The sequence below is a fragment of the Geobacillus sp. Manikaran-105 genome (genome assembly GCF_002809955.1).
GTDB classification, from domain to species: Bacteria; Bacillota; Bacilli; order Bacillales; family Anoxybacillaceae; genus Geobacillus; species Geobacillus thermophilus.
In genome coordinates this window covers 16,571-35,078 of sequence record NZ_PIJG01000004.1, presented here as the reverse complement: position 1 = coordinate 35,078, position 18,508 = coordinate 16,571, and the positions used below count along the sequence as shown (strand labels likewise).

The 18,508-nt window shown below is 56.8% G+C and carries 19 protein-coding genes; all 19 read left to right on the top strand.

The features are described 5' to 3' along the window. The 19 genes from CV945_RS02130 to CV945_RS17745 all read left to right on the top strand — a co-directional run bounded on the left by CV945_RS02130 (nucleotide 1) and on the right by CV945_RS17745 (nucleotide 18,497). The gene (locus tag CV945_RS02130; RefSeq protein WP_100659053.1) at nucleotides 1-1,185 is read left to right on the top strand and encodes an NADH-quinone oxidoreductase subunit C; all 1,185 of its coding nucleotides are present in this window, start codon (nucleotides 1-3) and stop codon (nucleotides 1,183-1,185) included. A 3-nt stretch (nucleotides 1,186-1,188) separates the two neighbouring features. Next, a complete protein-coding gene (locus CV945_RS02125; protein WP_033011809.1) occupies nucleotides 1,189-2,289 on the top strand; it encodes an NADH-quinone oxidoreductase subunit D in 1,101 nt (366 codons plus the stop codon). Beyond that, nucleotides 2,286-3,287, top strand: a complete 1,002-nt coding sequence (gene nuoH / locus CV945_RS02120) for an NADH-quinone oxidoreductase subunit NuoH (RefSeq protein ID WP_094239352.1) — start codon at nucleotides 2,286-2,288, stop codon at nucleotides 3,285-3,287. Before CV945_RS02125 ends, nuoH begins: the two co-directional genes overlap by 4 nt. A 261-nt stretch (nucleotides 3,288-3,548) precedes the next feature. Further along, nucleotides 3,549-3,968: an NADH-quinone oxidoreductase subunit NuoI gene (gene nuoI, locus CV945_RS02115; protein WP_025949605.1), complete on the top strand. Its 420-nt coding sequence runs from the start codon at nucleotides 3,549-3,551 to the stop codon at nucleotides 3,966-3,968. Next, nucleotides 3,965-4,486, top strand: coding sequence for an NADH-quinone oxidoreductase subunit J (locus CV945_RS02110; RefSeq protein WP_100659052.1), 522 nt, complete (start codon nucleotides 3,965-3,967; stop codon nucleotides 4,484-4,486). Before nuoI ends, CV945_RS02110 begins: the two co-directional genes overlap by 4 nt. After that, nucleotides 4,483-4,788, top strand: coding sequence for an NADH-quinone oxidoreductase subunit NuoK (gene nuoK, locus CV945_RS02105; RefSeq protein WP_033011766.1), 306 nt, complete (start codon nucleotides 4,483-4,485; stop codon nucleotides 4,786-4,788). The genes CV945_RS02110 and nuoK overlap by 4 nt, the downstream gene beginning before the upstream one ends. Nucleotides 4,789-4,806: 18 nt before the next feature. Beyond that, nucleotides 4,807-6,660 (top strand): NADH-quinone oxidoreductase subunit L, encoded by a 1,854-nt coding sequence (gene nuoL, locus CV945_RS02100; RefSeq protein WP_100659051.1) that lies wholly within the window; start codon nucleotides 4,807-4,809, stop codon nucleotides 6,658-6,660. After that, nucleotides 6,657-8,198, top strand: a complete 1,542-nt coding sequence (locus CV945_RS02095; RefSeq protein WP_063330497.1) for an NADH-quinone oxidoreductase subunit M — start codon at nucleotides 6,657-6,659, stop codon at nucleotides 8,196-8,198. The genes nuoL and CV945_RS02095 overlap by 4 nt, the downstream gene beginning before the upstream one ends. Nucleotides 8,199-8,203: 5 nt before the next feature. Beyond that, nucleotides 8,204-9,697, top strand: a complete 1,494-nt coding sequence (gene nuoN, locus CV945_RS02090; protein ID WP_100659050.1) for an NADH-quinone oxidoreductase subunit NuoN — start codon at nucleotides 8,204-8,206, stop codon at nucleotides 9,695-9,697. 112 nt (nucleotides 9,698-9,809) lie between these two features. Continuing rightward, nucleotides 9,810-10,049 carry a DUF1146 family protein gene (locus CV945_RS02085; protein WP_033011771.1) on the top strand — a complete coding sequence of 80 codons (240 nt, stop codon included), beginning with the start codon at nucleotides 9,810-9,812 and terminating at the stop codon, nucleotides 10,047-10,049. A gap of 276 nt (nucleotides 10,050-10,325) precedes the next feature. Then, nucleotides 10,326-11,081 (top strand): YwmB family TATA-box binding protein, encoded by a 756-nt coding sequence (locus CV945_RS02080; protein WP_100659049.1) that lies wholly within the window; start codon nucleotides 10,326-10,328, stop codon nucleotides 11,079-11,081. Nucleotides 11,082-11,112: 31 nt separating this feature from the next. Then, on the top strand, nucleotides 11,113-12,417 hold the full coding sequence (murA, locus tag CV945_RS02075) for a UDP-N-acetylglucosamine 1-carboxyvinyltransferase (protein ID WP_100659048.1): 1,305 nt from the start codon (nucleotides 11,113-11,115) through the stop codon (nucleotides 12,415-12,417). A 338-nt stretch (nucleotides 12,418-12,755) separates the two neighbouring features. Continuing rightward, entirely contained in the window at nucleotides 12,756-13,784 is a 1,029-nt protein-coding gene (spoIID, locus tag CV945_RS02070) for a stage II sporulation protein D (protein ID WP_100659047.1), read from the top strand. 127 nt (nucleotides 13,785-13,911) lie between these two features. Next, nucleotides 13,912-14,805: a stage II sporulation protein SpoIIQ gene (gene spoIIQ / locus CV945_RS02065; protein ID WP_100659046.1), complete on the top strand. Its 894-nt coding sequence runs from the start codon at nucleotides 13,912-13,914 to the stop codon at nucleotides 14,803-14,805. A gap of 162 nt (nucleotides 14,806-14,967) precedes the next feature. Next, nucleotides 14,968-15,417: an Lrp/AsnC family transcriptional regulator gene (locus CV945_RS02060; protein WP_015376050.1), complete on the top strand. Its 450-nt coding sequence runs from the start codon at nucleotides 14,968-14,970 to the stop codon at nucleotides 15,415-15,417. Between the two features lie 161 nt (nucleotides 15,418-15,578). Then, nucleotides 15,579-17,183 carry a gamma-glutamyltransferase family protein gene (locus tag CV945_RS02055; RefSeq protein ID WP_100659045.1) on the top strand — a complete coding sequence of 535 codons (1,605 nt, stop codon included), beginning with the start codon at nucleotides 15,579-15,581 and terminating at the stop codon, nucleotides 17,181-17,183. A gap of 25 nt (nucleotides 17,184-17,208) precedes the next feature. After that, the gene (locus CV945_RS02050; protein ID WP_100659044.1) at nucleotides 17,209-17,790 is read left to right on the top strand and encodes a chromate transporter; all 582 of its coding nucleotides are present in this window, start codon (nucleotides 17,209-17,211) and stop codon (nucleotides 17,788-17,790) included. Beyond that, nucleotides 17,787-18,323 (top strand): chromate transporter, encoded by a 537-nt coding sequence (locus CV945_RS02045; protein WP_033011782.1) that lies wholly within the window; start codon nucleotides 17,787-17,789, stop codon nucleotides 18,321-18,323. The genes CV945_RS02050 and CV945_RS02045 overlap by 4 nt, the downstream gene beginning before the upstream one ends. 45 nt (nucleotides 18,324-18,368) lie before the next feature. After that, entirely contained in the window at nucleotides 18,369-18,497 is a 129-nt protein-coding gene (locus tag CV945_RS17745) for a hypothetical protein (RefSeq protein ID WP_255407700.1), read from the top strand. Nucleotides 18,498-18,508: the final 11 nt, after the last annotated feature.

Below are 18,508 nucleotides of genomic sequence, written 5' to 3'. Positions count from 1 at the left end.
ATGGATGAGGAAAAAGATTTGGCCCAGCGAAAAAGAGAAGCGGCGGAACGGGCGAAGCAGTTGGCGCGCGAAAAGCTCGCCGCCAGGCAAGCAACTGAACAAGCCAAGTCATCCGACAGCGTCCCTGACGACGGTGTGAAAGCGCCTTCGGATTTGTCCACCCAACCGGCAAACAAAGAGACGGATGCAGCGCAGCCGGCATCAGCTGAAGATCTCGCAGCAGCGAAAAAACGAGCAGCGGAGGAAGCGCGGGCGAGGGCGGCGGAACTGCGTCGTCAGCGCGAGGCGGCGTCGGGAGCGGGGGCCGGGGACGACCTTGAGGCGGCGAAGAAGAAAGCGGCGGAAGAAGCGCGGGCGAAAGCGGCCGAACTGCGTCGTCAGCGCGAGGCGGCGGAAAGCGGTGCGGAGGATGATCTTGAGTTGGCGAAGAAAAAGGCAGCTGCGGCCGCGAAGGCGAGAGCTGCTGCATTAGCCAAACAAAAAGCCGCTGAAGCGTCGGGCGACGATGACGAGCTAGCCAAGCAAAAAGCGGCCGCCGCGGCGAAAGCAAAAGCTGCGGCCGCGGCAAAAGCGCGGGCGGCGGCCTTGGCGAAGCAACAAGGCGGCGCTGGCGATGAGGGGGCGAAACAAAAAGCGGCAGCGGCTGCCCGGGCGAAGGCCGCAGCCGCTGGGGAGGATGGCGGGGCGGCGAAGCCATCTGCTTCATCGCCGAACGATCCGCTGCTGCAAAAATATGTCCGAATCATTGAGGAACATCTCGGGCCGGATGTGCTCGAAGACGCGTATATCAACCGGCTGGCGAAAGACGTGCCGACGCTTGTTGTTCCCAAAGAGGCGTACTACAAAGTAGCCGAGTTTTTAAAATACAATGAACAGCTCCGGTTTGACTACTTGTCCGAGCTGCACGGAACCGATTTTCAGACGCACATGGAAGTGTACGTCCATTTGTATTCCTATCCGAACCGGCAGCCGGTGGCGTTGAAAGTCAAAATCGAGCGCGACAACCCGGAAGTCGATTCGCTCGTCCCGCTTTGGCCGGGGGCGAACTGGCCGGAGTGCGAGGCGTACGATTTGCTTGGCATCCGTTTCCGCGGACACCCGAACTTGATTCGAATCTTCCTCGGCGAACAATGGGTCGGCCATCCGCTGCGCAAAGATTATGAGCCGTATGATGCGGAGGTGTAGATGATGCTGCGCACAGAAGAAATGATTTTAAACGTCGGCCCTCAGCATCCGAGCACGCACGGGGTGTTCCGCCTCATTTTAAAAATTGACGGCGAGATCATTCAAGAGGCGACGCCGGTCATCGGCTACTTGCATCGAGGGACGGAAAAAATCGCCGAAGGGCTGCAATACACGCAAATCATCCCATACACCGACCGGATGGACTACTTGTCGGCGATGACGAACAACTATGTGCTTTGCCATGCGGTCGAAACGATGATGGGCATTGAAGTGCCGGAGCGGGCCGAGTATTTGCGCGTTCTTGCGATGGAGCTCGGGCGGATCGCCAGCCACCTCGTTTGGTGGGGGACGTATTTGCTCGATCTTGGTGCGACAAGCCCGTTTTTGTACGCATTCCGCGAACGCGAAATGATTATTAATCTATTAAATGAGCTGTCCGGGGCGCGGCTGACGTTCAACTACATGCGCATCGGCGGCGTTAAATGGGACGCGCCGGACGGCTGGATCGACAAAGTGAAGCAGTTTGTCCCGTACATGCGGGAGAAATTGGCCGGCTACCACGACCTCGTCACCGGCAATGAAATTTTCCGCGAGCGCGTAACAGGCGTCGGGCGGTATACGAAAGAAGAAGCGATCAGCTATTCGCTCAGCGGCGTCAACTTGCGGTCGACCGGCGTCAAATGGGATTTGCGCAAAGATGAACCGTATTCAATCTATGACCGCTTTGAGTTTGATGTGCCGGTGCGCGAGGGCGGCGACTGCCTTGCCCGCTATGAATGCCGGATGGCGGAAATTGAGCAGTCGCTTCGCATCATCGAGCAGGCGTGCGAGCAATTTCCGCCTGAGGGGCCGATCATGGGAAAAGTGCCCCGCATCATTAAAGCGCCGCCGGGCGAGACGTTCGTCCGCATCGAGGCGCCGCGCGGCGAGATCGGCTGCTATATTGCGAGCGACGGCAAAAAGGAGCCGTACCGCCTCAAATTCCGGCGTCCGTCGTTTTACAATCTGCAAATACTCCCGAAGTTGCTCAAAGGGCAAAACTTGGCCAATGTCATTGCCATTCTCGGGTCGATTGACATTGTGCTCGGGGAGGTCGATGGATGATGGAGCAATGGCTTGAATCGACGCCAAGTTGGTCGAACATCGCCCTGTTTTTCGGGCTTGGGGCGTTGCTTTTGGCGGTCGTGCTCGGGTTTGTCACATACGGCATTTTGGCCGAGCGGAAAGTGATGGGGTTTATGCAAGGGCGCATCGGCCCAAACCAAGTCGGCGGCCGCTTCGGACTGTTGCAAACCGTTGCCGATGTGTTGAAGCTGCTTTTGAAAGAGGATACGATCCCGAAAGCAGCCGACCGTCCGCTGTACGTGTTGGCGCCGATCATCGCCTTTACGCCGTCGTTTATGGTGCTGGCGGTATTGCCGTTTACCGATTCGTTCCGGTTCGCCGATATCGGCGTCGGCCTTCTGTATTATATCGCTGTCTCCGGCTTGACGACCATCGGCGTTGTCGCCGGCGGCTGGGCGTCGAACAACAAATACGCTCTGCTTGGCGGCATGCGCGCGGCGGCGCAAATGATTTCGTATGAAATTCCGCTCGTCATGTCAGCGCTTGGCGTCGTGCTTTTGGCCGGAAGCATGAACTTAGTGGACATTGTGAAAGCGCAAGACGATCTATGGTTCATTTTCGCCCAACCGCTCGCCTTTTTGATTTTCTTTGTGGCAGCGGTGGCGGAATTGAACCGGACGCCGTTTGACTTGCCGGAGGCGGAGTCCGAGCTTGTCGCAGGGTTTCATGTTGAATATTCAGGATTCCGATGGGCGTTTTTCATGCTTGCCGAGTATGTGTACATGTTTGCCATGGCGGCGCTTGTGACGATTTTGTTTCTCGGCGGCTGGCATCCGGTCGCGTTTCTCGGCTGGATTCCCGGAGCGGTTTGGTTTGCGTTGAAATTTTGTGCAGTTGTTTTCGTCCTCATTTGGTTTCGGGCGACGTTTCCGCGCGTGCGCGCCGACCAGCTGATGGAGTTCGCCTGGAAAGTGTTGCTTCCGCTTTCGCTCGTCAACATTGTGCTGACGGCGCTGATCAAGTCGTGGTTTTTCTAAGAGGTTGGTGATTTAGTACAAAATACTGCTAGCTCCACCTGTTTCTCAATTAGAGAAAAACTGTGGAATCAGCCTTCTTTTTTGGCGAAATGCCGTTGATTTGCTCGTAACAGCAGTTTGTCACCGGCCTTCTAAATCGAAAAGTGGACGAGGCCCAATCCGGCTTAGGCAAGGAGGCAGCCGCGCTGATGTGCATGGCCGCCCTGCGCTTTAGGGGACGGTTATGCCGGAACGCCATGTTCCCATGAGAGGGGGAGACCGATGATCGGATTAATGAAAGGATTGGCGTATACGTTAAAAGAGTTGACGCGTGAAAAAGTGACGTACGATTACCCGCACGAACCGCTCCCGCTCCCGGACCGGTTTCGCGGCATTCAAAAATTTTATCCGGAAAAATGCATCGTCTGCAACCAATGCGTGAACATTTGCCCGACCGAATGCATCCAGCTGACTGGGAAGAAGCATCCGGATCCGACGAAAAAAGGAAAAGTGATTGAGACGTACAATATTAACTTCGAAATTTGCATTTTGTGCGACTTATGCACTGAAGTGTGTCCGACGGAAGCGATCGTCATGACAAACAACTTCGAGCTCGCCGAATACAGCCGCGATGCGTTGTACAAAGATTTGGCCTGGCTGGATGAAAACGATACGAACGTAAGAAGGGAGAATAAGCCGTGAGCGGAACCGACATCGCCTTTTTCCTGCTCGCCCTCGCGGCGATTGCCGGCGGGGTGACGATGCTCCAGCTGACGAACGTCGTCCATATGGTCATCGCCCTCGTCATGACATTTGTAGGCATTGCCGGGCTGTACGTGCTGTTGTCCGCCGAATTTGTCGCTGTTGTGCAAGTGCTTATCTATTCCGGAGCCATCACGATCATCATGCTGTTTGCCATCATGTTGACGCGCCATCACACAGACGAAAGGGAGCGCCAAACGACCGGCGGCGTCTGGCATCGGGCTGTTGCCGCCATCTCGGTTATCGCCTTTGGCCTTGCCGTCTACTTCGGCATCCGCCAGCTCGACTTCGGCGCTGACGGCAGCGCGCTTTCGGGCGACAACGCGAAGGCGATCGGCAAGTCGCTTTACTCGTATTATACGATTCCGTTTGAAATCGTGTCCGTCATTTTGCTCGTCGCCTTGGTCGGGGCGATTGTGCTGGCGAAAAAAGACGGCAAGGAGGCGGGGGACGAATGACGTTATCGGCTTACTTGGCGTTGGCGCTCATCTTGTTTTGCATCGGCTTGTATGGGGCGCTGACGAAGCGAAATACGGTCATTGTGCTCATATGTATTGAACTGATGTTAAACGCGGTCAACCTCAATTTCGTGGCTTTTGCCAAATACGGCCCCCATCCCGGCGTTCACGGGCATGTATTCGCGCTGTTTGCGATCGCCGTGGCGGCGGCGGAAGCAGCCGTTGGCTTGGCGGCGCTCATCGCTTTTTACCGCAACCGGAAGACGGTTCAAGTCGATGAAGCCAATTCATTGAAACATTAGAAAAGGGGATGGGGAACGATGATGAACCTAGCTTGGGTTGTGCCGCTCTTCCCGCTTTGTTCATTTGTCTTGCTGCTGTTGTTTGGGCGGAAATGGAAGAAAGCGAGCGCCTATGTCGGCATCGCGGCTACGTTGCTGTCGATGTTGGCGGCCATTGGTGTGCTCGCCGACCGCCTCGGCGGGACGACGCATGAGGTGAATTGGACATGGATGACCGTCGGCGACGTGACGCTCACAGCCGGGGTTTCCGTTACGGCGTTAAACGCCTGGATGCTCGCAGTCGTCGCGGTTGTCAGCTGGCTCGTCCATATTTATTCGCAAGGGTATATGGCGGGAGACGAGCGGTTTTCGACCTTTTATGCGTACTTAGGGCTGTTTACGTTTGCGATGCTTGGGCTTGTGCTGTCGCCGAATTTGCTGCAGGCGTACATCTTTTGGGAGCTCGTCGGGCTTGGATCGTTTTTGCTGATCGGTTTTTACTTCTATAAGGAAGAAGCAAAAGCGGCGGCGAAAAAAGCGTTCATCATGACGCGCATCGGCGACGTTGGCTTTTTTATCGGCATGATGTTGCTCTTTTGGCAAACGCACAGCTTTGATTACGATGACATTTTCCGCGCCGTCGGCGACGGCACGCTGTCGCCGGGGATGACGACGCTCGCTGTGATCTTGATTTTCATCGGCGCCATCGGCAAATCGGGGCAATTTCCGCTCCATACATGGCTTCCAGACGCGATGGAAGGCCCGACGCCGGTGTCGGCGCTCATCCACGCTGCGACGATGGTGGCGGCCGGTGTGTACCTTGTGGCGGCATTGTTTCCGCTGTATGAGGCAAGCCATGCAGCCATGATGACCGTGGCGACGATCGGCGGGGTGACGGCCATTTTTGCCGCGACGATCGGATTGGTGCAGACGGATATTAAGCGCGTTCTCGCCTATTCGACCGTCAGCCAGCTCGGTTATATGATGTTGGCGCTTGGCGCCGGCAGCTATGTCGCGGCCATCTTCCATTTGACGACGCATGCGTTCTTTAAAGCGCTCCTCTTTTTGGCCGCCGGGAGCGTCATTCATGCCGTCCGTACGCAAAACATCGAGGAAATGGGCGGACTTTGGCAGCGGCTGCCATGGACCGCGCCGCTATTCCTCATTGGGGCGCTGTCGATCAGCGGGGTTCCGCTGTTTGCCGGCTTTTTCAGCAAGGACGAAATTTTGGCCGCCGCCTGGACGAACGGGCCGCGCCTCCTCTTTTGGCTCGCGGTTGCGGCCGCATTGTTGACGTCGTTTTATATGTTCCGGCTCTTTTTCCTCGTCTTTGCCGGGCCGGCGCGTCATCAAGGCGAGGCACATGAAGCGCCGGCGTCCATGGTCGGGCCGATGGCGGTGCTCGGCGTGCTGTCGGTCGCTTCTGGGTACATTCAAACGCCGTGGTTCGGTTCGTTTCTCGGCGAGTGGCTGACGGACGGATCCTACCATCATGAAGCGGCGCCAGGATGGATCGCGGTGGTGGCGACCATTGTGTCGCTCGCCGGGATTTTCCTTGCCTGGCTCATGTATGGGAAGCGGGCAGTGCCGCGCGACTGGCTGTCGGCGCGCGCTCCGCACACGTATGAATTGTTGCGCCATCGCTATTACATCGATGAACTATACCGGTGGACGATTGTGGCGTTCGTGTCATTCGTTAGCCGCCTGCTTGCGTATGTCGACCGCTTCCTTGTAGAAGGGCTCGCCCGGCTTGCCGCCGGCATTGTCGGCGCGGCCGCCTCGGCTGGGTCGCGCGGGCAAAACGGGCAGGCGCAGACGTATGGGGCGGTGACGGTGGCCGGATTGGCGATTTTGGTCGTCATCTTCGCGTTGACAGGGGGAGACTGGCTATGATCTTTTTATCGCTGCTTGTCTTTTCACCGCTGTTAGGCATCCTTTTATTAGCGTTTGTCCGCAAAACGGATACGAAAACGATTCAATGGCTCGGAACCGCCGCCACCGTGCCGCCGCTCTTTTTGGCGCTGTTTGCCTTCATCCAGTCGGGGCGCGGCTTTCGCCTTGAGCAGCTCGATGAGGCGCACGATTGGGTGCGGCTTGCCAACCTTCCGTTTTTAACGGATGCAGCGTATGTGATCCGCTATGAGCTCAGCATCGATGGGCTGTCGCTTGTGTTTCTCGTCTTGACCGCCGTGTTGGCGACTTTGGCGGCTGCCGCGTCCTTGTTGGTCAAAGCGGAGAAAAAAGGATATTTTATGTGGCTGCTCGCATTGGAGATCGGCATGCTCGGCGTATTTGCAGCCGCCAATTTCATCTGGTTTTTCCTCTTCCTCGAAGTGACGCTTGTCGCCATGTTTTTGCTCGTCGGCAAATGGGGCGGGTTTGAGCGCGAACGGGCGGCCTACGGCTACTTGGTGTATAACGGGCTCGGCTCGGCGCTGCTGCTTGTTGTGATCGCCGTCCTTGTCGCCCGCACCGGGACCGCAAACTTCGCGTTGCTCCGTGAGATGTTACATAACCCGGTCGCTCAAGGGCAGCTGATCGCCCCGCTCACCGAAGAGGGGCGGCATTGGCTGCTTGGCGGGCTGTTGTTGGCGTTTGCCGTCAAGCTGCCGGCCGTTCCGCTTCACCGCTGGCTCATTCGCGTGCACGTCGAAGCGCCGCCGCCGGTCGTCATGCTTCACGCCGGGGTGCTGTTGAAGATTGCGGCGTACGGGATGATCCGCTTCGGGATCGGCTTGTTTCCGGACGAGTTTCGCACGTTTGCTGGCGCCATCGCGGTGGTGGGAGTCATAAACGTATTGTACGGCGCGCTGTTGGCGCTCCGGCAGAGCGAGTTGAAACATGTGCTCGCCTATTCAAGCGTGTCGCACATGGGCGTGGTGCTCGTCGGACTCGGGGCGCTCAATGAAGCCGGCATCCAAGGAGCGGTCTTTCAATCGGTCGCCCACGGGCTGATCGCCGCCTTGTCGTTTTTGCTCGTTGGCATTCTCACGGAGCGGATGCGGACGACCGAACTGAACCGCCTTGGAGGGCTGACGAAAGCGATGCCGGTCTTTTCCGGGTACTTGTTAACCGCCGCGCTCGCCTTGCTCGGCTTGCCGGGCCTTGCCGGATTTGTCGGCGAATTCACCGCTTTTCTCGGGCTGTTTGCCACGAAGCCGGCGTTGGCGGCCGCCGGGGCGCTCGGACTGATTTTTGCCGCCGTCTATTCGCTGCGGGCCGTGCTTGAGATTACGTTCGGCCGCACTCGTGAGCCGCAGGCGCCCAGTTTGCGTGAAGCGCAAAGGGATGCTGCCGACTTGCGCGCAAAAGAAGCCGTGCCAGCGTTCATCCTCGTCGCCTTGATTGTGGCGGTTGGCGTCTATCCGCAGCTGTTGGCGGCGCCGCTCGCCGCCGCGCTTGAGACGATGATGAACGGATTAGGAGGTTGATCGATATGAACGACGTATGGCAGGCAAATTGGGGCATGATGGCGCCCGAATGGGTCATCCTTGCGGCGGCGGTTGTGCTGTTGTTGATCGATTTGGCGATGCCGAGCGAAAGAAGCCGCCGCCCGCTCGCCTGGGGCGCGGCGGCTGCCGCTGTCATTGCGTTGGCGGCGACGGCGGCGATGATTCCGGCCGATCCGGTTTCGATTTTGCATGATACGTTCCGGCTTGATGGGTTTGCCAAGGCATTCAAGCTCATCCTGCTGGCTGGAGGAGCGCTCGCCTTGCTGCTGGTCGTCGATTGGGAGCCGAAAGAAGGCGGCCGCTACCGCGGCGAATTTGCCTACATGATGCTGTTTGCCTTGCTTGGGGCGATGATGGTGGCCTCAAGCGGCGATTTGTTGACGCTGTTTGTCAGCATCGAGCTGCTTACGGTCTCGTCTTACATTTTGGCCGGTTTGCGCAAAACGGCAACGGCGTCCAACGAGGCGGCGCTCAAATACGTCATTAACGGCGGCATCGCCACCGCTATCATGCTGTTTGGCATGAGCTATGTGTTCGGTTTGACTGGAACGACAAACCTGGGCGACATTGCGCGCCGGCTGCAAGAGACGAACGAGCCGTACGTGCTCGGTTTCGCCTTTCTCCTTTTGTTGATCGGCGTTTCGTTTAAGCTGGCGACCGTTCCGTTTCATATGTGGGCGCCGGATGTATATGAAGGGGCGCCGGTTCCGGCGACAGCGTTTTTCAGCGTCGTGTCGAAAGCGGCGGGCTTCATCCTTTTGCTCCGCCTGTTTGTGACGATGTTTGCCGCCGCGCCGGCTGCCGGTCGGGATCCGTCGTCGCTCTTGTTGTCGATGCAGCCGGCGATCGCCGTTTTGGCCGGATTGACGATGATCGTCGGCAACGTTGTAGCGCTCCGGCAGCGGAGCCTAAAGCGGCTGCTCGCCTATTCAAGCATCGCCCACGCCGGCTACTTGCTCGCCGGGGTTGCCGCGATGTCGTGGGCGATGATCGATTCGCTTTGGATTTACTTGCTTGCTTATGTGTTTATGAATATCGGGGCATTTGCCATCGTGGCGCATATCGTTAACGAAACCGGCTCTGATGATTTAGCTGGGCTCGCTGGCTTATACCGACACCGTCCGCTTTTGGCCGCGGCGCTCGGGCTGTTTTTGCTCTCGCTCGCCGGCATTCCGGGGACGGCCGGCTTTATCGCCAAGCTCCATTTGTTCATCGGCCTTGTCGTCACCGAGCCGGGCCATTACGTGCTCGCGGCGGTGATGGCGGTGACGACGGTGATCTCGTATGTATACTACTTCAATTTGCTCGTTCAACTCTTTTTCCGTCCGGCTTCCCTCGCGCCGCTTGGCCGGCTGCCGGCCGGGCTGTCGGCCGCTGTCGTCGTATGCGCGCTCGGAACGCTGGCGATCGGCTGGATGCCGGGGCTTGCCTACGATGTGCTCGCCCAATTTGGGCATTTTGGCGATTTTTTGCCGTAACGGTACAATAAGGGGAGAGGGAACCCTCTCCTCTTTTTGGTTAAACAGAGGGGAAAGCGCCTCATCAAGAGGATGGGGGACGTTTGCATGATTTAGGAGGAGGTGGAGCGCGGTGATGCCCATCATCGGTCAACAGGCGCTGCTGTCGATTATCATTCATTTAGTGTTCATGGCGGTGACGTGGTGGACGCTGCAAGCTGTCCGGCTTGAAGTGCTTCTGAAGCCGAACCGCGTCGTCCAAGGGCGGCTGCTGTACATTTTATTGACGATTGCGATCGGCTCAACGGTTGCGAACTTTTTCCTCGACTATTGGGCATGGTCGACCGATTTGCCGTATTTGTTTCGCGACTAGCAGCGCCCCGTCCGCGGCAGGGCAGGCTTCATGCCGCCGACACGCTCGTTTTGGCCGCAACAGGCTATGCGATCGGCCGCGCGCTGCCGACGCATCTTCCATATGGCGCCATTGATCTGCATGGGTGGTCGGGTCTTTTTCGGCCGAGTGGACGATCCGTCCACTCTATTTTTATGCATGAAAACGATTTCAAAAATCGCCGGTTGTCGATTTTTTGGACGTATGTTCCCTGTCCTGGTGGCAACAATAACAAGTAAGGAGAGGAAGGGAACGAAGATGAGAAAAAACCGGATGAAATGGCTGTTGGCGCTCATGCTGGCCAGCCTGTTTTTCGCCGCCTGGCAATACCGGACGGAAGGCGCGCAGGGGGACGAATGGTCAAAACCGATGGAAACGATGGCGCACACGCTGGCGCAACACGGTGCTTCGCTTGGCCGCTGGGTCATTTACACAAGAGAGTATGCCCACGATATTCAAAATGATGCGGACTTTTTCAAAAAAATGGAGGAATTGAAACAAACATATCGTTCGTTTCACTGGTCGTTTGCCAAAAGCGGACATTGGCAAAAAGCGATCGGCAAAAACGAGCACGCCTTCTTCCAAGAACAAATCCAGCTCGTGATGACCGTCACAAACGGCACGCCGCAAACGTATATCCTCTATGAAGCAACGGGCCCCAAATGGAGCCGGATTGGGTGGAAAGAAGCAGCACGCCGCATTCAAATGAAGACGAACGGCCTATTTGTGAACGACCCTACATTTTATGCTTGTATTGAAGGCGAGTTCAATGGTAATATGAAAGGTGGTTTGTTCGATCAGGCTTCTCGGCTGGTGCGCGACTTTCAAGCGAAACCGGTCGAGTGGCTGCGGGAAGAGTCATTCGTTTCCCTGTCTGCATATACTGGGCAGTGGAAGAACGTTCTCCCGGCCGCCAAGCAACAGCCGATCAACCTGCAACTCGCCTTGAGGGAAAGATTGGGCGGCAAGACGCGCGTCGTTGTTGGAACCCCAATCATTACCATTGAATATTAATATAGAGAAATTGGACGCGGAGGGGAATACCTTGGAAAAGATCATCGTCCGTGGCGGAAACCGGTTGAGCGGCACCGTCAAAGTGGAAGGCGCAAAAAATGCCGTTTTGCCCGTCATTGCTGCCACCTTATTAGCGACAAAAGGAACTAGCACGATTCATGATGTGCCTGCTCTTTCCGATGTATATACAATCAGTGAGGTGCTCCGCTATTTAGGCGCCGATGTGCAAATCGCCGGCAATACGGTAACGGTCGATGCGACCGCTCCGCTGACGGTGGAAGCGCCGTTTGAATATGTGCGGAAAATGCGCGCTTCCGTGCTCGTCATGGGACCGCTGTTGGCCCGCAACGGCCGCGCCCGCGTCGCCTTGCCGGGTGGCTGTGCCATTGGTTCGCGCCCGATCGATCAACATTTAAAAGGATTTGAAGCAATGGGCGCCTCCGTGAAAGTCGGCAACGGCTTTATCGATGCAGAAGTGAACGGCCGTCTCCGCGGCTCCAAAGTATACTTGGACTTTCCAAGCGTTGGGGCAACGGAAAATATTATGATGGCCGCGGTGCTCGCGGAAGGTACAACTGTGATCGAAAACTGCGCCAAAGAGCCGGAAATTGTCGATTTGGCGAACTTTTTGAACGCGATGGGCGCCAAAGTGCGCGGCGCCGGGACCGGCACGATCCGCATCGAAGGGGTCGACGAGCTCGTCGGCACGTCCCACACCGTCATCCCGGATCGCATTGAAGCTGGCACCTTTATGGTGGCAGCCGCCATCACCGGCGGCAACGTCCTCGTGCAAGGAGCGGTTCCCGAGCATTTAAGTTCGCTCATTGCCAAAATGGAAGAAATGGGCGTGACGATTATCGAAGAAGAAAACGGTGTGCGCGTCATCGGTCCGGAAACGTTGAAAGCCGTCGACATTAAAACGATGCCATACCCAGGTTTTCCAACTGACATGCAATCGCAAATGATGGCGCTCCTGTTAAAAGCGGAAGGCACGAGCATGGTCACCGAGACCGTCTTTGAAAACCGCTTCATGCATGTGGAAGAATTCCGCCGGATGAACGCTGATATTAAAATTGAAGGGCGCTCTGTCATTATTAACGGTCCGTGCCAGCTGCAAGGCGCTGAAGTAGCGGCCACCGATTTGCGCGCTGCCGCCGCTTTGATTTTGGCTGGACTTGCGGCGGACGGCTACACGCGCGTGACCGAGCTTCGTCATCTTGACCGCGGCTATGTCCGCTTTCATGAAAAACTGGCCGCGCTCGGCGCTGACATTGAACGCGTTCGGGACGAAACAGAACAACTCGACCCGATCCAAGCGATCGAATGGAACGGATAATGGCGAAAAAACGACCGTGAACTGCTTGTTTCGGCGGGGAATGGTCGTTTTTTTTTTTGCATTCTCTCACGCCCAGACTTAAAAACGGGAATTGACGCTTATCGAACGGTCGTTTTTTGCATTCTCTCCCCCCGCTTGGCCGGCCAATGCCGGCTCTCCGCTTTCCGCTGCACGGAGGAGGGCGCGCATCCGCTCGTTCAAGGACAGGAGGAGACGCGAAAGAAAACAGTCATATATACTTGTCCGAGCCCATAACTATAAGTAACGAACGGAAGCCATGCAGGCATTGATTGATCATGTCCGCTTGGGCTTAGAAAATGCATATTGGGGGCTCGGCTATGGTGAAACGACTGAAACCGGTCATCGTACTTGCACTATGCCTGTTTGTGGCCATCCTCGTCATTCCTGCCGCGCTTGTCCTGCCGTTTTACGACGGGAAGGTGGCGAAATTGACGGAACAGTTGCAGAAGCACGAACAACTCCAGCGTTCGCAGGCAGCCGAAGGGCCGTCCATTGACGTGGCGGTTTACCGAAGCAAAGAACAGCGCGTGGAAAAAATCCCCCTTGAACAGTACGTCATCGGAGTGGTGGCGGCGGAAATGCCGGCCGAATTTGAGCTCGAGGCGTTAAGGGCGCAGGCCTTAACGGCACGAACGTACATCGTCAAACAGATGCTCGCCAACCAGCCGTTCCGCCTGCCGCAAGGGGCGAATGTGACCGACACAGTGGCGCACCAAGTGTATTACAGCGATGACGAACTGCGGAAGTTATGGGGAAGCGATTACGACTGGAAGATCAAAAAAGTGACCAAAGCGGTTCTGGATACGCGCGGGCAAATTTTAACGTACAACAACGAACCGATTGAAGCGCTCTTCTTTTCCACAAGCAACGGGTATACAGAAAATTCCGAATCGTACTGGCAAAACGATATCCCGTATTTAAAAAGCGTCGCCAGCCCATGGGACAAACAATCCCCGAAGTTTTATCAGCGAAAAACGATGTCTGTCGTTGAATTTGAGCAGAGGCTCGGAATCGTGCTGCCAAAAGACGGATCCGTCGGTGTCATTTTGTCGCGCACGCCCGGCCGTCGAGTCGGTGAGGTGAAAATCGGCGGAAAGACGTTCACGGGCCGCGAAGTGCGTGAACGGCTCGGTTTGCCGTCGACCGACTTTACGTGGGTGCGGAAAGGCGAGAACATCATCATCACGACGAAAGGCTACGGCCATGGCGTCGGCATGAGCCAATACGGCGCCAATTTTATGGCCCAGGAAGGAAAAACGTACGCCGACATCGTGAAGCATTATTACCGAGGCGTCCGCATCTCTTCAGCGACCGCCTTTTTGAACAAGTTGACCGCCAAACAATGACGGGGCGTCCGCTCCGATTTTTTTTGCATAAAATGCGGGGGAATATCAAAAAATAAGTGAAAAAAATTGTATTCGGCGTGTATATCTTTTCCTCTTTCTGTTCAAAATGGTTGCTGAGGTGATGAACATGAGAGAGGAACAAAAACAACCGTCGCTGAAGCGTTTCTTCCGCAAGCGTTGGGTATTTCCGGCTATTTATCTATCTTGCGCAGCGTTGATCGTCGCGGGCGCACTTTGGTTTCAAGCGGGCAAACAAGAGAAGTCGGGTGAAAACGACACCGTGAAAAACGGCACCGCCCAGCAGGAAAACCCGGCTGTTCCGGTCAATGAAACGGTCGAAAACATCGCGATGCCTGTGCTTGACCCGAACGCCGTGCAAGTCAAAACACCGTTCTATGATGACAAATCATCAGAACAGGAACAGGAAGCAGCCCTCGTCTTTTACGATCATACGTACCATCCGAACCAAGGGATCGACCTTGTGCGCCAAGACGGCAAAACGTTTGACGTTACGGCTGCGTTAAGCGGCACGGTAACGAAAGCGGAAAAAGATCCGATTTTAGGCTACGTTGTGGAAATCAATCATGAACAAGGGGTCACGACCGTCTATCAATCGCTCGCTGACGTGAAAGTGGAAGCAGGCGATACGGTGAAACAAGGCGAAGTGATCGGCAAGGCAGGGCAAAGCGAGTTTAACAAACAAGCAGGCATCCACGTCCACTTTGAAATTCGCAAAGACGGCCAACCGGTTAACCCGATCGATTATATTGATCAACCGTTGACCGCCTTGACCGACAAAGCCGAAGACAACGCTGGAACAGATAACGCCAACGCAAGCGAAGAGAAGAACGTGACGCCAAGCGACGAAACCGCGCCGAGTGAACAAAGCCCGGCCGAGGAAACCGAACAAACGCCGGCTGATGACAACAAAACGGCGCCAAGCGACCATGAGCAAGACCAACATGATGACACGTCTTCCTACAAAACGCCAGATGCCTCGATCGGCATGGCGAGAGCTTGATCGACATAGCGCCTGACAAAAGGAAAAGACCCTCTGTTTGCAAGACAAACAGAGGGTCTTTTTCTCGTTCAAGAGGAGCGCAACGGAAAGAAAAGGTTTCCCACGCACCGCTTCAACCGATATAATGATAGAAAAATGGATGCGCAGGCGGGTGACAAGGCAGTGAAACTAGACGACATTGACCGCAAAATTCTGGAACTGTTGATTGAAGACGGCCGCATGTCGTACGTCGACATCGGCAAAAAGCTGAACCTTTCGCGCGTCGCCGTCCGCGAGCGGGTCAACCAGCTCGTCAAACACGGCGTCATTGAAAAGTTTACCGTTGTCATCAATTCGGAGAAATTCGGCAAACAAGTGTCGGCGTTTTTCGAGGTTGACTGCGAGCCGGCGTATTTGGTCGAAGTGGCGCAAAAGCTGGCGGAGAATCCGAACGTGGCGAGCTGCTACCAAATGACCGGCCCAAGCACGCTCCATATGCACGTCCTTGTCGAAGACTTTGCCGCCCTCGAAAAATTCATCAACAATGAACTGTATGCGTTAGAAGGCATCACGAGAGTGGAGAGTCATATTTTGCTTCGCCGCTTCAAGAGCCGGACGGGGTTGAAGTTGTAGCGGGCTATGAAGCAAAAAACTTTATCAGAATATTAGATCTATTTTTTAAACAATGCTGGAAATAGTGCCTGTGTTCTTTTAAAATGGATGGAAAGAGGAAATACTCCGTTTGTTAAGAACTTGATCCAATTTGCTTAACAAAAGAAAGGGGCATGCCGGCCATGGACTACTTATACCACCCCTACCCATCGCAGCGGATGACGGTGTTTGCGAAAAACGGCGTCGTCGCAACGTCGCAGCCGCTGGCGGCCCAGGCGGGGCTTGACGTGCTGAAAAAGGGCGGCAACGCCATCGATGCTGCCATTGCCGCCGCCGCCTGTCTGACGGTCGTCGAACCGACATCGAACGGCATCGGCGGCGATGCGTTCGCTCTCGTCTGGACGAATGGGAAACTGTACGGGCTGAATGCGAGCGGCTATGCGCCAAAAGCGATCTCAATCGAAGCGTTGAAAGAGCGCGGCTATACCGAGATGCCAAAGTACGGCTTTGCCCCGGTGACGGTGCCGGGCGCGCCGGCGGCGTGGGCAGCGCTGGCGAAGCGCTTCGGCCGCCTGCCGCTTGCCGAAACGCTCGCTCCGGCGATCGCCTATGCGGAAAACGGCTACCCAGTATCGCCGGTGCTGGGCAAATACTGGGCGAACGCTTATCGGGTGTACAAAGAAGCGCTGAATGGGCCGGAGTTCGCCTCGTGGTTTGCGACGTTTGCGCCGGGCGGCCGCGCGCCGAAGATCGGGGAAGTGTGGGCGTCTCCGGATCATGCGGCGACGCTCCGCTCCATTGCCGAAACGGAGGCAGAAAGCTTTTACCGCGGCGAGCTGGCGGAAAAAATCGCCGCCTTCTCGAAGCAATACGGCGGCTTTTTGGCGGCGGACGACCTCGCCGAGTACGAACCGGAATGGGTCGAGCCGATCTCCGTTTCCTATCGCGGCTATGAAGTGTGGGAAATCCCGCCGAACGGGCAGGGGCTTGTCGCGTTGATGGCGCTCAACATCATGAGCGGGTTTGACGTGCCAAGCGTCCCGGATGTCGAGACGCACCACCGGCAAATCGAAGCCATGAAGCTGGCCTTTGCCGATGGCAAAGCGTACATCACCGACCGCCGTTATATGAGCTGCAGCCCAGACGAGCTGTTGTCGGAGTCGTTTGCCGCCATGCGCCGGGCGCAAATCGGCGCGGAGGCGCTCACGCCGGAGCCGGGGACGCCGCCCAAAGGCGGCACGGTCTATTTAGCCGCCGCCGACGGCGAAGGGAATATGGTGTCCTATATTCAAAGCAATTACATGGGCTTCGGCTCCGGCCTCGTCGTCCCAGGCACGGGCATCGCCTTGCACAACCGCGGCCATAACTTTGTCTTCGATGAACGCCATCCGAACGGGCTGGCGCCGCGGAAAAAGCCGTACCATACGATCATCCCTGGCTTTTTGACCAAAGGCGGCACGCCGGTCGGCCCGTTCGGCGTCATGGGTGGATTTATGCAGCCGCAAGGGCATTTGCAAGTGATCATGAACACCATCGATTTTGACTTGAACCCGCAAGCGGCGCTCGATGCGCCACGCTGGCAGTGGATGGAAGGAAAAACGGTGCTCGTTGAGCCGCACTTCCCGCGCCATATCGCCGAAGCGCTCGCCCGCAAAGGGCATGACATTCGCTTTGCCTTAGACGGAGGTCCGTTCGGCCGCGGACAAATCATTTGGCGCGATCCTGACACCGGCGTGCTTGCCGCCGGGACGGAGCCGCGCACGGACGGGGCGGTCGCCGCTTGGTGAGACTCACGATAAAGGGATGACTTCGATGAACCAATGGCATTTATTTCTTGCTTTTTTCCGCGTCGGCATGCTCGGGTACGGGGGCGGGCCGTCCTCGATCCCGCTCGTGCGCGCCGAAGTGGTGACAAAATACCGGTGGATGACCGATGAAGAGTTTGCGGAAATTCTCGCCATTGCCAACGCCTTGCCCGGCCCGATCGCGACGAAGCTCGCTGGCTATATCGGCTACCGTGTCGGCGGCGCGCTCGGCTTAGTGAACGCCGTCTTGGCGACGACCGCCCCGACGGTCGTGCTGATGATCGTGCTGCTGGCCGCGCTGTCGTCGTTCAAAGACACGCCGTGGGTGGCCGGGATGACAAAAGCGGTGTTGCCGGTCGTGGCGGTCATGTTGGCGGAAATGACGTGGCAGTTCGCCAAGCAGGCGCGCGCCGCCCTCGGCATTTGGCCGGCCGCTCTGCTCCTTCTTGCCTGCTTTTTGGCCTTGCAGTGGCTCGGCCTTCATCCGGCGCTTGTCGTCGCCATTTTGCTGGTGGCGGCGTTTGTCGGCCGAAGCAAGCCCAAGGCGGCGGATCGAGACAAAGGCGGAGAAAGGAGGGCGTCGTCATGATTTATTGGCAGCTGTTTCTCGCCTTTTTTTGGCCCGGCATTTTGGGCTATGGCGGCGGCCCGGCGTCCATCCCGCTTGTCGAGCACGAAGTCGTCGATCGCTATCAGTGGATGACGGTCAATGAATTCAGTGAAGTGCTGGCGATCGGCAACTCGTTGCCCGGCCCGATCGCGACGAAAATGGCCGGCTATATCGGCTATGAACAAGCCGGCATTCTTGGCGCCGCCGTCGCCGTGTTTGCGAGCGTCGCCCCGTCGCTTATTTTGCTGATGGCTCTTTTGCAGCTCTTGTACAAATGGAAAGACGCGCCGCAAGTAAAGCGGCTCACCGCCTACATCCGCCCGGCGATCGCCGTCATGCTTGGGATCATGGCGATCGACTTTTTTCGCGAGTCGTACGAAGGAGCCGGGCTCGTCCAAATGGTGTGTCTCGCTGCCGCCAGCGCCTTGTTGATGTTCGGCAAATGGCGCCTCCATCCGGCGTACGTCATCGCCTTGGCGCTCGTGTACGGGGCGGTGTTTCTCTCGCCATGAATGGCCTCTATGGCTAAAGAAAGATGGAAGGGATGCTTCCTCACAGTGACGGAAGCCTCCCTCTTGTCGTCATTGTTGCCGTTGACAGGCGAACGGGCGCCCTCTCTCACCGGGCTGTTGGCCAACTCGGCACGAGCGGCGTTTGGCATGCGCCGCATGCGGCCGGCCGTTTGACTTGTCATTCG

Coding starts and splice junctions, on each gene's coding strand:
- CV945_RS02130 (WP_100659053.1), top strand. CDS start 1: ATGGATGAGGAAAAAGATTTGGCCCAGCGAAAAAGAGAAGCGGCGGAA.
- CV945_RS02125 (WP_033011809.1), top strand. CDS start 1,189: ATGCTGCGCACAGAAGAAATGATTTTAAACGTCGGCCCTCAGCATCCG.
- nuoH (WP_094239352.1), top strand. CDS start 2,286: ATGATGGAGCAATGGCTTGAATCGACGCCAAGTTGGTCGAACATCGCC.
- nuoI (WP_025949605.1), top strand. CDS start 3,549: ATGATCGGATTAATGAAAGGATTGGCGTATACGTTAAAAGAGTTGACG.
- nuoK (WP_033011766.1), top strand. CDS start 4,483: ATGACGTTATCGGCTTACTTGGCGTTGGCGCTCATCTTGTTTTGCATC.
- nuoL (WP_100659051.1), top strand. CDS start 4,807: ATGATGAACCTAGCTTGGGTTGTGCCGCTCTTCCCGCTTTGTTCATTT.
- CV945_RS02095 (WP_063330497.1), top strand. CDS start 6,657: ATGATCTTTTTATCGCTGCTTGTCTTTTCACCGCTGTTAGGCATCCTT.
- nuoN (WP_100659050.1), top strand. CDS start 8,204: ATGAACGACGTATGGCAGGCAAATTGGGGCATGATGGCGCCCGAATGG.
- CV945_RS02080 (WP_100659049.1), top strand. CDS start 10,326: ATGAGAAAAAACCGGATGAAATGGCTGTTGGCGCTCATGCTGGCCAGC.
- spoIID (WP_100659047.1), top strand. CDS start 12,756: ATGGTGAAACGACTGAAACCGGTCATCGTACTTGCACTATGCCTGTTT.
- spoIIQ (WP_100659046.1), top strand. CDS start 13,912: ATGAGAGAGGAACAAAAACAACCGTCGCTGAAGCGTTTCTTCCGCAAG.
- CV945_RS02055 (WP_100659045.1), top strand. CDS start 15,579: ATGGACTACTTATACCACCCCTACCCATCGCAGCGGATGACGGTGTTT.
- CV945_RS02050 (WP_100659044.1), top strand. CDS start 17,209: ATGAACCAATGGCATTTATTTCTTGCTTTTTTCCGCGTCGGCATGCTC.
- CV945_RS02045 (WP_033011782.1), top strand. CDS start 17,787: ATGATTTATTGGCAGCTGTTTCTCGCCTTTTTTTGGCCCGGCATTTTG.